This is a genomic window from Kitasatospora sp. NPDC101157, from assembly GCF_044768255.1.
Lineage (GTDB): Bacteria > Actinomycetota > Actinomycetes > Streptomycetales > Streptomycetaceae > Kitasatospora.
Genome location: NZ_JBIWPL010000058.1, coordinates 1 through 12,845, shown reverse-complemented (window position 1 = coordinate 12,845; position 12,845 = coordinate 1). Strand labels below are relative to the sequence as shown.

11 protein-coding genes are annotated in these 12,845 nt (G+C 70.5%); 3 read left to right on the top strand and 8 right to left on the bottom strand.

All coding sequences use genetic code 11. The annotated features are described in order from the left end of the window. On the top strand, positions 1–1,807 hold a 1,807-nt coding region (locus ACIRVF_RS42635), incomplete at its 5' end, for a zeta toxin family protein (protein ID WP_402830552.1). Here ACIRVF_RS42635 and ACIRVF_RS42630 read toward each other — a convergent pair. Further along, positions 1,771–2,061, bottom strand: a complete 291-nt coding sequence (locus ACIRVF_RS42630) for a hypothetical protein (RefSeq protein ID WP_402830550.1) — start codon at positions 2,059–2,061, stop codon at positions 1,771–1,773. The two genes, ACIRVF_RS42635 and ACIRVF_RS42630, sit on opposite strands and share 37 nt — an antisense overlap. Before the next feature lie 133 nt (positions 2,062–2,194). Between ACIRVF_RS42630 and ACIRVF_RS42625 the strand changes: the two genes are divergently transcribed. After that, a complete protein-coding gene (locus tag ACIRVF_RS42625) occupies positions 2,195–4,909 on the top strand; it encodes an ATP/GTP-binding protein (RefSeq protein ID WP_402830548.1) in 2,715 nt (904 codons plus the stop codon). Between the two features lie 482 nt (positions 4,910–5,391). Here the strand turns inward: ACIRVF_RS42625 and ACIRVF_RS42620 are convergent, their stop codons facing one another. The 7 genes from ACIRVF_RS42620 to ACIRVF_RS42590 form a co-directional block, all read right to left on the bottom strand. Further along, entirely contained in the window at positions 5,392–6,159 is a 768-nt protein-coding gene (locus ACIRVF_RS42620; protein WP_402830546.1) for a DUF3800 domain-containing protein, read from the bottom strand. Between the two features lie 300 nt (positions 6,160–6,459). Continuing rightward, positions 6,460–7,929: a hypothetical protein gene (locus ACIRVF_RS42615; RefSeq protein WP_402830543.1), complete on the bottom strand. Its 1,470-nt coding sequence runs from the start codon at positions 7,927–7,929 to the stop codon at positions 6,460–6,462. Then, entirely contained in the window at positions 7,929–8,228 is a 300-nt protein-coding gene (locus ACIRVF_RS42610; RefSeq protein WP_402830541.1) for a hypothetical protein, read from the bottom strand. Before ACIRVF_RS42610 ends, ACIRVF_RS42615 begins: the two co-directional genes overlap by 1 nt. Before the next feature lie 105 nt (positions 8,229–8,333). Then, complete coding sequence (locus ACIRVF_RS42605) at positions 8,334–8,738, bottom strand: hypothetical protein (protein ID WP_402830539.1); 405 nt, start codon at positions 8,736–8,738, stop codon at positions 8,334–8,336. 30 nt (positions 8,739–8,768) lie between these two features. Next, positions 8,769–9,671: a transposase gene (locus tag ACIRVF_RS42600; protein WP_402830555.1), complete on the bottom strand. Its 903-nt coding sequence runs from the start codon at positions 9,669–9,671 to the stop codon at positions 8,769–8,771. Further along, positions 9,614–10,120, bottom strand: coding sequence for a transposase domain-containing protein (locus ACIRVF_RS42595; RefSeq protein WP_402830537.1), 507 nt, complete (start codon positions 10,118–10,120; stop codon positions 9,614–9,616). The genes ACIRVF_RS42600 and ACIRVF_RS42595 overlap by 58 nt, the downstream gene beginning before the upstream one ends. A 144-nt stretch (positions 10,121–10,264) precedes the next feature. Beyond that, on the bottom strand, positions 10,265–11,593 hold the full coding sequence (locus ACIRVF_RS42590; RefSeq protein ID WP_402830534.1) for an IS701 family transposase: 1,329 nt from the start codon (positions 11,591–11,593) through the stop codon (positions 10,265–10,267). A gap of 247 nt (positions 11,594–11,840) precedes the next feature. Between ACIRVF_RS42590 and ACIRVF_RS42585 the strand changes: the two genes are divergently transcribed. Beyond that, positions 11,841–12,608 (top strand): hypothetical protein, encoded by a 768-nt coding sequence (locus tag ACIRVF_RS42585; RefSeq protein ID WP_402830531.1) that lies wholly within the window; start codon positions 11,841–11,843, stop codon positions 12,606–12,608. The last annotated feature ends 237 nt before the right edge of the window (positions 12,609–12,845 follow it).

Below are 12,845 nucleotides of genomic sequence, written 5' to 3'. Positions count from 1 at the left end.
CACAGCGCTCCGACACTTCTCCCAGGCGGGACGTTGGAGGGCGGTGCCTGTGCTCTCCGGTGTCAACCCCCGAAGGACTTCCGGAACGGAGCACTTAGTCGCGGGCCCTCCCGGCAGCGGCAAGACCGTCCTGGCCGATCTGCTCCACCCGGTCCTCGGCCTGCGCGGCGGTGCCGTGCGGGTCGGCGCCGACCTGTACAAGGCCTCGCACCCGGACTACGAGCGCCTGCGGGACGAGGACGTCCGCACCGCCGGAGTGAGGGTCCGCCCGGACACCCGCCGCTGGCAGGCCGCTGTCGAGAACGACGCCCGGTCCCGCTGCCTGGACGTGCTGGTGGAGACCGCTCTCACCGACGAGGACGAGGCGCGGAAGCAGTGCCTGGCTTACCGGGAAGCCGGCTACCGGGTCGAGGTGGTGGCAGTGGCGTGCGCTCTTGCGTGGAGTCAGCTCGGCGTGCTGGAGCGCTACCTCGGCGACGAGGACGGGGCCGGCCGCTACGTGTCATGGGCCAACCACGATGAGTGCGCCCGCCAGTTGAGCCGGACTCTGGCGGTGCTGGAGGAAGAACGCCTGGTGGACCGTGTCACGGTGGTCCGGCGCGGTCTGGAGCTCCTGTACGGCAACGAGCTCGTGGACGGCCGGTGGACGAAAGCGCCCGGCGCTGCGGCCGCAGTCGAGCGGGAGCGCTCCCGCTGGTGGGACGCGGTGGAGACGACATCCTTTCGCCGCTCGCTGGCCCGTGCCGAGCGTGCCCTGGTCCGCGCCGAAGCCAGCGTTCCGGCCGACCGGCTGCTCGCCGTCTCCCGGGACGCCGAGCGGTGCGCGGCGCTAGCTGAGCCGGTCCGGCGCACCGCGCAGCCTCGGCGGACCGCGCCTGGGGTGGACTACCACCGCCTGGGAGCAGCCGAGCACCGCTCGAGGTTCGAGAACCTGATCGTGCCCGGACTGCTGTCCGGGATCGTCTCCCAGGACGGACCGGTGGTGGTCTATGTGATGGGCGAGCCCGGGGTCGGGAAGACCGGGGTGAGCAAGATGGTCGGGCGGGCAATGCGCCCGGGCACCACCCACCTCGTCGGCGATGACTTCAAGGCCTTCCACCCCGACTACTTCCGGCTGCTTCTCACCGATCCGCGCGGTGCCGGGGCGGCGGTTCGCGCCGACTACCGGGCCTGGTTCCGCCGGGCCGAGGCCTACGTGCGCGAGCGCGGAGGTGACGCGGTCATCGAGATCGCCCCGGGCAGCGCCGACGAGTTCCTCGACACCGCCACCGCTTTCCACCGGGCCAGGTACCGGGTCGAGGTGGTGGTGATCGCCGCCCGCGAGGCGGACAGCCGACAGGGCACGGCCCTGCGCTACGCGATGAACCAGAGGGACGGCGTTCCCGCCCGTTTCACCTCCGCCGCCGGGCACAGCACCTGCTTCGCCGGCGTCGCCGACGCCATCGCGGCCGCCCAGGACCACCAGGCCGTCGACACTGTGCTGGTCATCGACCGCGCGGGGAAGGTCCTGTGCCACCGCGACCGGGCCACGCCGACGACCGGCGAGCAGCCCGCCGTCGCACTGGCCGCCGGACGCCGCCGCCCCTACACCGAACAGGAAGCGGCCGCGTTCCTGGCGACGAACGCCGCGCTGCGCCGGGCACTGCCCCAGCACCGCGCCGAGCTGGAGGAGATCGCCGCGCTGGCCCGCCCGCTGATGCTGACGGCCTTCCAGCCGCCCCGTCTGGACCGGGCGGTCCCCAACCCTCGCGCGCTGCCGCTGCCGGCCGACTACCGCCCCGTCAGCTCCCGCAGCAGCGCGCGGTAGCGGGCGGCGATCTCGGCTGCTTCCTCGGGGCCGGCCGACCACAGGCGGGTCCGGTCGGCGCCGACGTCCTTGAGTGCTGCACTCCACCGGGCGATGCGGTCCGGGTCGGGATCAGGCTTGGAGCTCTCGGCTCCGATGCTGGCCGCATACCAGGCCGTGACTGCCCGGACGGCGTCCACGGCCTGTGCGTCCTCGTGACCCGATCCGGGCAGGCCTGAGTAGTCGGGGCTGTCCTGGGGATGGGAGTCGGGCACGGTCCACCTCTGATCGGCAACGGTCACGTCATTGTCCGGCCCGCGCGGCCCCCACTTCAACGCGGGGGCCGACTACGGTTTCGGCGGGGCGTAGGTTGATGCCTGGTCAGACAGGGCGGAAGGGGAGTCGTCGGTGGCGAGGGATCTACGAGCGCTGTTCGGTTCGAACGAGCAGGTGGACGCCGGTGAGGCGTTCACCAACCGCCAGGCGCAGTGGAACGCTGTCGCCTCCGCGCTCACCGAACACCTCACCCGCATCACCGATCCGGCCTTCGACGTCCAGGACCTCGAGGCGCCCAGGCACAACGTCATCGTCTTCCACGGGGTCGGCGGCATCGGCAAGTCCACGCTCTCGCGCAAGCTGGAGGCCGCGCTCACCGACACCGCCCGGCGTCCCGCGCAATGGGGCGAGCCCGCCTGGCCTGACAGCCCCCGCCTCCTGCCGGTACGCGTCGACCTGGCCCGCTCCGCCGGCACCGACTTCGAGCAGCTCGTCCTCACCCTGCGCCTGTCACTCGCCCGGCATGTCGGCCGCGGTCTGCCGGCCTTCGACATCGCGCTGCGCCGCTACTGGGACACTGTGCATCCGGGCGAACCGCTGGAGGAGTACCTGCGCCGCCGCGGCCTGGCTGCGATGGCGGGTGAGGCCCTGCCCGGCCAGATCAAGGGCGCCGTCGGCGAGGCCGCCCAGCAGCTCGCGTTGCCCGGTGTCGTCGGCTCCGCTGCCGGCCAGGTCGCCGCCGCCCTGGTCACCGCACTGCGCCAGCGGCACGAGAAGGCCCGCGCGCTCGCCAGTTGCGTGCGCCTGGCGGACCTGCTGGAGGCCGAGCCCGACCTGGACACGCTGTCGTACTACCCGCACCTGCTGGCGTGGGAGATCGCCCGCCTGCCCGCAAAGAAGTCGGTAGTGCCGGTGGTGCTGCTGGACGGTTTCGAGGACGTCGGCGACCGCACCCACCGCGACCTGGAACGCCTGCTCCAGCGCGTGGTGTGGCTGATGCCGGGCGCCTTGTTCATCGTCACCGGCCGCTCCCGCCTGCAGTGGGCCGACCCAGCTCTGAGCGGCCAGCTCGACTACACCGGGCCCGCCGCCTGGCCCGGTCTCGCCCCCGCCTCCACCCCACTGGTGCCCGGCGCCCGCACCCCGGCCCCGGCCGCCGGCCCCAGGCAGCTGCTGATCGGCGACTTCTCCGCGGACGACTGCGAGGACTACCTCGCCCACCGGCTCACCACCCCCGACGACCAACCCCTCATCCCCACGGACATCCGCGCCGTCATCGCCCGCCGCTCCCACGGCCTCCCGCTCTACCTCGACCTCTCCGCGCTGCGTTTCCTGGAGATCCGCCGTACCCGCACCCCGGTCCCCGAAGACTTCGAAGCCGACTTCCCCGCCCTCGTCGCCCGCACCCTCCAGGACCTCACCGGCGACGAACGGCACGTGCTGCGCGCGGTGAGCCTGCTGGACGCCTTCGACATCCCGCTCGCCACCGCCGCGGCTGGCATGAGCCACGACGCGCCCGCCCTGCGCCTGGTGGAGCGGCCCCTGGTCCACGAGGACCCCGCAGCGCTGTGGCCGTACCACCTCCACGCCCTGGTCCGCTCCACCCTGCGCAGTGCCGACGACCGCACCGACGACCGCTGGTCCGAGCAGGACTGGCAACGCGCCGCCGACCGCGCTTACGCCGCCCTCGGCGACCAGTGGACCGCCGTCGGCACCGGCGACCGCGCACTGCTGGTCGGCTGCCTGCGCCAGGGGCTGCGCCTGGCCCGCGACCATCGCCTCGACCTCGGCTGGCTCGCCGACGCCGCGTGGGCGTACGTCTCCGACTCAATCTGGGAGCCCCTCGACCCGCCTGCCCCTGCGAGCACGGCCGGGCAGGCCTCCACGGGCGCACCGGGCGGTGCCTCCCCGCTGGCCACTCCGGCCGACGCCCTGGTGGAGACCCTCAGCACGCTCGCCGCCCGCCAGCGCGAACACCGCACCCACACCGGCGACCGTCTCACCCGCGTTATCGACAGCCGCCTGCTGCCCGAGGACCTGACCGACATGGCGCTCTACTACCGGGCCAAGGCGCACCGCGATCTCGGCCGCGGCGCCGCATCCCGCCAGGGCATGCAGCAGGTCGCCGCCGGCACCACCCGCCTCGCCCCCGCAGCCCAACGCGGCCTCGTCCACCTTGCCCGCCTCGACGGCGACTTCCCCACCGCCCACGAAGCCGCCCAGACCCTGGGCTGGTCCGGACGCCAGCACCGTGTCCTCGGCGACCTCGCCTGGGTCCACGCCCAGATGGACCAGGCCGCCGCCCACTACACCGCCTCCCGCACCGACGCCGAAGAGCACGGCGTCGCCGGCGAGCGCGCCACCTCCCAGGCCCAGCTCGCCTTCGTCCGCGCTCTCACCGACCCCGAGATGGCCGACGACGACCTCGACCTCGCCGCCCAGCTCCTCGCCGGCCTCGACCTGCGCGCCACCACCCTCACCACCCGCATCGCCGCCCTCCTGCGCGACGCCGGCACCGGCGGCGACGCGATCCTCGAACGCGCCGACGTCCTCGACGCCGAGATCAGGGCCTCCGGCGTGCGCGCCGCTCGCACCACCCTCGCCCTCGCCCTCTGCTTCCACCACGCCGTCCTCGACGACAACGCGCTGGACGCCGCGATCCGCGACCTCGACCAGCTCACCCGCGGCCACGACTACGCCTACTACACCGACATCGCCCACTTCATGGCCGGCCGCCCCCTCCAGTTCCCCTCCCCCGCACGCTGGCTCGACGGCCCCGAAGCCGTCCGCGTCCGGTGGCGCACACTCGTCACCAACCGGCAGGACCGCCTCCCCATCACCCGCTAGCAGACCAGAGCGAGGACACCGTGACGTCGCCCCCCCCACACGCAAGACCACCGATAACGCACCCGTCGGATCGATCGACCTGCCCGCCTTCGACGACAACGGCACGCCGTACGAAATCTGGCCTTGTCACGACTGCTACCCCTGGCACTTCGAGGTCGTCCGCGACGGCTCCGACATCATGGTCCGCGAATGGCATGCCGTGGACTGCACGCTCTTCCAGCAACTCCTCGTGAACGAATAGCCCCTGGTCACGGTACGTAGCAGAGACGGCAGGCAGAGGCTACTCCGAGCGGCTTGTTCGAAGCCGGTTCGCCGCCATTCCTTGCAGAATCTCGCCGTTGTTTGCAGTAGCTTGCCATTGCTCGCCAGATCCGCGACCATGGACGGGCAAGGTCCTATGCGTTCGATCGAGAGCGCCCAGGGGATCTTGCACCTCGTAGGCCCCCGGTTCTCCCGGGGGTTTCTGCGTTTCCGGGGGCGGTTCAGGAACCGCCGGCCACGTCCCTCCACACGATGCCTTCCCCTGCGGGGTCGCCGAGCCACCGCGGCGCGAGCCGGCGGTAGGAACGCGACATCGACCCAATGGGCGCCAGCTTCGGCCACAGGGCAGGATCGCCACAGGCCAGGTGGTGGTAAGCGGCGTACGCGACCATATCCGCTGCCTGTATGAGCTGGCTGTGGGCGCTGTCCTGCATGATCGGGTCTTCCAGGACCCTGCGGGACGCCAGCGGCAGGCTGCGGTGCACGCCCCGGTATGGGGCGGCGTTGCGTACCGCGTGCCGCCACGCCTCGCTCGCTTCCTGCGCGGAGAGCCCGTCCGTGTCCGCCGGGCCCGGGTTACCGTCCAGGACCACCATCACGTGGGTGTCCTGGGCGGCCGCCCACTCCTCCAGGTGCTCGACAAAGCATGTGTAGACATCCGGGAGCACGCTGGTGCGGCACGCCACCGTGGTGACGGTCAGGCTCTCACACCGTGCCAGGCGCTTGAGCAGCATCTCGTGCGCGGCAATCCGGCTCCGCTTGTGGAACCTGGCCTCCTGCTCCGGGGTCGAGCAGAACTGGCCCCGGCCCTTGACCAGCTTCACCGCGTGCAGCTCGGTGTTCTTGGGAACGCCCCACTCCGACTCAACCTCCCGCCGGCCTTCCAACCAGCAGTGCAGCAAGTCCCCCCAGCCCGAGGCCGGCACCAGGAGGCCGGTCAGGGTGCGGATCCTGTCGGAGCCCGAGTCGTCGACATAGCACAAGTACACCCGTCGGACTATAAAGCCCGATCCTGTTCCCCTATCAAGTCTCTTCGGCCACTGACGGATCGCTCCGAGAGCGCTCCGGTGCAGCCGGCCGGGACTGCGGGGACAAGGGGAGACCTGCGGTCCCGGCCGTGGGAGGCACCGGCCATCGCGAGGACGTGGCCGGTCTGCTCAGCAGCCCCGGCTCGGGAGGACCGTGCCCTCGCCGGCCACCGCCAGCACTCTGGCCGGGTAAGGCGCACCTGGTTGGCCCGTACGACGACTGGGGCGTCGTACGGGCCAGGTTCGCCCCCCGAGTGCCGCCTACCCGCGGCCGACAATCGCGTTGACGATGGCGTGGTGGGAAGCTGGGTCCTCGATGCCGCCCGGCGTCCTCGCCACCACCGCATCCGGCGTGCACGGGTCCACGACGCCGGGCACGTACCTGTCCAGCGGAACGCGGGCGACAGCGAAACCGGAACCCTGATCCTGCGGCACCGCCGAAACCTCGCTCGCGATCGCTTTCCTGCCCTGGTGTGAGACCGCGAGGCCCTGGAACGTACCCGACGCCCCTCCTTCGCGCAGCGGCCGCCCCGGAAGCGAGCTGGGCGTCAGCATCGGGTCCGCTGGCGCACCGAGACTGACGAAGACCAGTGCCGCCGTGGGATGCGCGGGATCCGCCTTCCCTGCTGCAACGGCCAGGCCCCGCGCGGTGGCGGTGTCGGCGGCGAGCGTGCCCACCGCGGGGTGCGGCGGTACGTAGGCCGCGATGTTGGTGGCGGTATCGGGATTGCCGTACGCGAGGACGGCACCCGTCGAGACGTTCTGGTTCACCGGATCGCCAAGTCCGAGCAGCAGCTGAGGCGGGACCGTCTTGGTGTCGATCTGCTTCTGCAGGGCGTCCAGGCCGTCCAGGTTGGCCTGGGTCACGTGCAGCTTCGGGTTCGCGCGCAAGTCCGGGTTCTCGTCGCTGAGATCCTTCGCGATCTGTTCACGCAGCCGGGGAAGAAACAAGCGGTTGGCCTGGTCCCGGGTGGCGGCGGGTAGGCCGGACAAGCCCCCGATCTCACCCGGGTGGTCCTGGATCAGCTGCTGGCGCGTGGACTCGGGCAGCGAAGCCCACCACTTCGCGTTGCCCGCAGGGTCCATCGGCGACGGGACCCCGATCCTGCCATCAGTCGCCTTGTCGATCGCACCGGCGTCCTTGTCGGCTTCCTCCACGACTTCGTCGGGCAGAACAGCCCAACCGGTCTGGAACGTATGGTCAATACGACTCAGCGCCGCCGCCACCGAGTCGTCGACGCCCTTCACCTCCGTCGACAGGTCACCGATTTCCTTGGCAAGCCGGTCGCGGGTCGTCTCCATCGCCTTGAGCCACTCGGGGTCGTGCTGCCCGCCCTCGTCGCTCTTGCTCGGCGGCAGGATCTGCACCGTCGGAGCCGTGTCCACGCCCCCGTCGAGGATCTGCAAGCCACTGGCGGCCGCCGTCTCGACGAGTGTCTTTTGCCGCGTCTGGAGCACCAGGAGACTGTCGGCGGCATCCGACAGCATCACCCGCAGGTCCTCGATCAGCTGCTCCAGCACATAGAGCTGGCTGGTGCGGTGCCGAAGCGCGTCGTCCGCCGCCTGCTGGGCCTCACCGTGCCAGCCGCAGTCGGCCAGGTCCTGCAGCATTTTGCGCCACTCAGCGATCCGGTGCTTGAAGTGGCCCTCGTACGCGGTCAGCGCGTTCGCGGTCGTCGTCAGACCGCCGAAGTCAGCTACTTTGAGCATCCCCCAGTAGTAGGCGGTCATCAGCCCTGACCTCCGGGCGCACCCGGCGCCCCCAGCGACGCGGCCGCCGTTGTGTCAACGTGCTCGTAGGCATCGGCAACGCTGCTCAGGGTATTGGCAGCCCGCTCCAACGCGGCCGCGGCCACCCCATCGATGTAGCTGCCCAGATGCTGGAGCGCGCTTGCCGCGGGGGCCGCCAGCTGCCAGTTCGGCAGGACCAGCTCCGGCACGTGGGCAAAGTCCTGCTTCCAGTCCTGGCGCATCCCCGCCGCCACCGCACTGCCGGCGGTGTCCGCGTTCCGTAGATCCTGCGGTTTCACTCCGAACCCTGGCATCAAAGCCCCCCTCAGTCACACCAGTTGCGTGATCGGTCCGGCGCCCAGGGTAAACGAACAAAGCCAGCATGCCCAGGTGCCCAAGGCTCCTCACGGTTGCCCACGACCAGCGGCCTGGGCAGGAAGAGGAAGGGCACGGTCACCAGCCTTGCGAGCCGACTCCACTGAGGCACACAACGCCTGGGCCACGAGGGCGGCTTCCGCCGTCAGCCCCTCCAACTCGGCCACCGCCAGGTCGTCAGCGGCAGTGCGAGCCAGCAAGGCCAGCACGTCCTGGGTCCCATGGGTGAGCTGCTGGGCTCGACACCATTCCGCGTACCGACCTTCGACCTCGGCGACGTGCCGGGCGTACTCCTCGATGGCCGTCACCCGCCGCTCGATCCCGTGCATGCTGACCGCTAGCGCGGCCGCACGGGCATCGGCCACCTTGGCCAGCTGTGGCGTGCTGGCGTTCGCCGGCTGCTCTTTGGCGAGATGCGTGTGTTCTAGTACCAACGCCGTTCAGTTAGGGCGGTCTGGTCCGCGTCAAGGGTCGGTTGTGAGCATGTTGATGCTGATGGTGGCCTTGTAGGTGGCTCGGTCGATGACGGGCCCGCGGGCGTTGTACTTGGAGATCGCTCGTTTGACGATGCGGTCTTTGGTGCGGACCCGCCGCTCGGGCAGGAGCTGGGCCAGCACTTGGCGGCCGATGATTCCGACCAGGTCGATTGTGGTGTCGGCGATGATTCCCGCGGCCAGCACGAGCTGGTCGCGGGCGGCAGACAGGGCGACGGTGAAACCGGCCCGGTCTGGGTCGGTCCCCGCGATGCTGTCGGTTGCGTCCGTCATCGCGGTCCTCAGTGCTTGATACGCGACCAGCAGTGCCCAGACCTCCTGCTCGATCCCGGCTGGGGTGTGGGCGCGCAGGACCCGTCCTCCCAGGACGGTGGATTTCAGTTCCGCGTAGGCCGTTTCGACCTCCCAGCGCTCGTGGTAGAGCCGGATGAGTTCGCGGGCCGGGTGGGCCGACGGGTCGGTGAGAGTGGTCAGCAGCCGGTAGTGGCCGATGTGGGCACCTCGTGACGTGATGATGCTGATCTCGGCGTCGATGACGCGGACGGTCAGCGCGCCGAGCCGGGCCAGGAACGATCCGTCCCGGCAGCGGGCCACTGCCGGCAACCTGCGTCCGGCCTTGCACCGCACCAGCAGGTCTGCGCCGGTGGCGGCGAAGCGGTTGAGCAGATCGGCGGCGGCGAAGTTCCGGTCGCCCAGTAACAGCATCCCGGCGCGCAGATCGCCCGTCAGCCGGCCGGCGTATTCCAGTTCGCCGATGGTGGCCGGTCCGAAGACCGCCCCGATCACTGCCCTGGTTCCGCAGGCCACGAGTGCGGTCAGCCGGACCTGCGGGTAGCCTCCGGCCCCGTTGTTGCACCGGTGTTTGGCGAACACCGCAAGGTTGGCCGGGGTGTCCGGGACCGGCAGCAGCGTGCCGTCGACCGCCACCACCAGCAGCCGTGCCACCGGGCCTGGGCCGCGGTCGTGGCAACCGGGCCACGGACCAGGTCGAACAGCACCTTCAACGGTGCCGGCCCCAGACGTTGGCGGGCCTGCCGTAACGCGCTGGCAGTCGGTCTGGCGGGCGCGAGGCCCGCCAGACCGGCGCACATACGGTCGAAGACCTGCCGGTAGCCCAGCTCGGCGAACAATGCCCCCGCGAGCAGCAGGTACACGGTGACCCGCGCCGGCACCAGCCTGACCCGCTGCTGGACCGTGCTCGTCTCGGCCAGTACCTCATCGACCATCTCGAAGGGAACGATCCGGGTCAACTCGCCGATATGGCCAGGCGCGAACGCCCCGGCGGCTACCCCGACCGTCCGCGCTATGGCAGCCTGTTCCAACAGCGGAGCTCCCGTGGTGAGGATGTCTTGGAGTGACAGCCCTCTTTTACGGCAGCTCCGCTGCTTTGCCTACCGGCCTTGACAAGCGAGCGTCACGCCTAACTGAACGGCGTTGGTTCTAGTACTCCAGTGCGACTTCGTGATCTATCCGGTCGCGGTGGGGGCGAGCCGTTGTTGGTAGTGGCTGCGGCGGGCGGTGGCCTGGTGGTGTCTGCGCCAGTTTGACCAGTTCAGCAGCCTGCGTGGGGATGTGCTTCGCGGGTTCAGCAGCGTGCCGAGCAGGTGACGGATCTCTGGGACGGTCAGGTCGATCGGGTCGGTGCTGCGGGAGCGGCGGTTCGGGTCGGCGGGCCTGGCCGGTGTCGCGTCGGCTGCGAGGGCGGCGAGGAAGGCCAGCGCGAGCATGGCCAGGGTGATGTGCCGGTGCCAGGCGGTCCAGTTGCGGACCTGGTAGTGGTCCAGTCCGACCTGGCCTTTCGCGGCCTGGAAGCACTCCTCGATACACCACCTGGTCCCGGCCACCCGAACCAGTTCGGACAGTGGCACCCGTCGTGGGGACCAGCACAGGTAGAAGGTGAGTTCGCCGCTGCTTGGGTTTCGGCGGATCAGCAGGTGCCGATGTCCGTCGGTGCCGGTCTCGATCCAGGCCCAGTCGTAGTAGCGCGGCCCCTTCGCCCCGGCTCCGGCGCTCTGCCGGTGCCAGGCCGAGGCCGGCAGCCGGTTGGCCACGGCATCCGCGCGGGCAGCGGTCCGCCCCTGGTTGATTCGCACCCGCGTGCTGCACGCGACGGCCAGGACGTAGCCGATCCCACGGGACTCCAACAGGGCGCGCAGGCCGGGGTCCTGGCCGTAGGCCTCGTCGCCGGTCACCCAGGAGACGCGGACCCCGGCGTCCAGTGCTGCTGCGATCATCTGCCCGGCCAGCGTGGGCTTGGTGGCGAACTCCGCCTGGTCGGGCACCCCAGCCCGGGTTCGGCGCTGCGTGTCCTGGCACCACGACGCGTCAGGCAGGTAGAGCCGACGGTCAATCAACGCCCGTCCTCTGCTGGAGGCGTAGGCGAGGAAGACACCGACCTGAGTGTTCTCGATCCGGCCCGCGGTGCCGGTGTACTGCCGCTGGACGCCTGCCGAGGCGGTGCCTTTCTTCAGAAAGCCTGTCTCGTCCACGATCAGGACGCCGTCGTCGGTGCCGAGGTGTTCGAGGACGTAGACGCGGACGTCGTCGCGGACCGCGTCGGCGTCCCAGCGGGTGCTTCGGAGTAGCCGTTGCATCGGCCCTGGGCGGGCATGGCCGGCTTGTTCGGCCAGCCTCCAGCAGTTCTTCCGCTCGACGCTGGACAACAGGGCGAGTACGAAGGCACGGGCAGTGGCACGCGGCTCAACCCGTCTGAACCGACCCGCGATCCGGTCCATGGCCTGTTCGAACATCGCCTGCCAGCGGGCGGCGTCTATGCCACGGCCCACGGCCACCATACGATCTTCAAGAGTCCACACAACCCCCGATCATCGCGCCTGCGGTTCTCACCCGCGCAGCCCAGAAGCAGCACCCTCACCTCCTGCGGCCTCGCTACGAGCGTTGTTCGGCTGTTGTGTCGGGGAGGGGGCGGCGACGGCGGCAAGGGGCGGGGACGGCGGAAATTGCGATGAGGCCACACCAGCGCCCCCGCTACGCTACGGCCGACTCCGGCGATCTACGCCGCCCACCAACGAAAGCGCGTCCATGACCCGAGACATGCTCACTGTCTGCTTGCCTCCCACCGACCCCGCCGACGTACCGGACGCGCTGGCTGCCGCGATGGCACCGTTCTGGTATGACGCCGAGATCCCGTCGGGCGGCGTCTGGCAGGGCGAGTGGGACTGGTGGCACATCTTCGGCGGCGATGGCGCAGCTGGCTTGGCGGTCCGTGCCGGATACGAGGCCGATCTGCGGCTGGCACGCAACCCGCTCTGGTCCGACGGCAGCCTGCGGCCGTCACAGCCGGCCGAGCGCTGCGACGGCGGTCCGCGCGGCCTGCTGGACCTGGACCGCGACCGCGCGCCGGCGGCGGATGCGGCCGGCGCGGACTGGGATGGCTGGGCCGCCTTCAGCGCCGACTTCGAGCCCGCGCTGTCGCAACGAGCGATGACCGAGTCGGTTCCGCCCGGCCCGGACGCGGGGAACAGGGCCTACGCGGCATTTTACGAGCAGCCGCTCATCCGGGCCGCGGCCGCCTGGCGAGCTGGCGACCTCCAGGCGCCTTGGTGGACCAGGGTGTCGGATCCGGTCGCCCACTTCACCGGCGGCCGTGAACAGTACGTCCGCCGGGTAGCCTCCCGCGTGGTGCCGACGAACGTCCTGCTCACCCTCGACGGCGAGTGGCTCGACGGCACCCTAAACGCCCTCGAACCGGGAGCGCTCGTCGGGCACCGGTATTTCGACTTTGCCGACCGCTACCTCGACGCTCTCGCCGAGGACGCCCTTATGGTCCGCATCCGCTTTCACTCCTGACCCGCGCGATCCTGAGCTGCTGCCAGCGAGGGCTCGCCGCCACCGCGACCGGATAGATCACGAAGTCGCACTGGAGTACTAGGGCACGTATTCGGTCGTGATCAATCTGTGTGATTTACCTTCGCGGTGGGTCCTGATGCGATAGACCGTGGTGTGTGACGCGAGCGCAACTGACGGATGCGGAGTGGGTGTTGATCGAGCCGTACTTGCCGATCGGCGAGTACGGCCCGTACCCGG

Coding starts and splice junctions, on each gene's coding strand:
- ACIRVF_RS42615 (WP_402830543.1), bottom strand. CDS start 7,929: ATGACCGCCTACTACTGGGGGATGCTCAAAGTAGCTGACTTCGGCGGT.
- ACIRVF_RS42585 (WP_402830531.1), top strand. CDS start 11,841: ATGACCCGAGACATGCTCACTGTCTGCTTGCCTCCCACCGACCCCGCC.
- ACIRVF_RS42590 (WP_402830534.1), bottom strand. CDS start 11,593: ATGGTGGCCGTGGGCCGTGGCATAGACGCCGCCCGCTGGCAGGCGATG.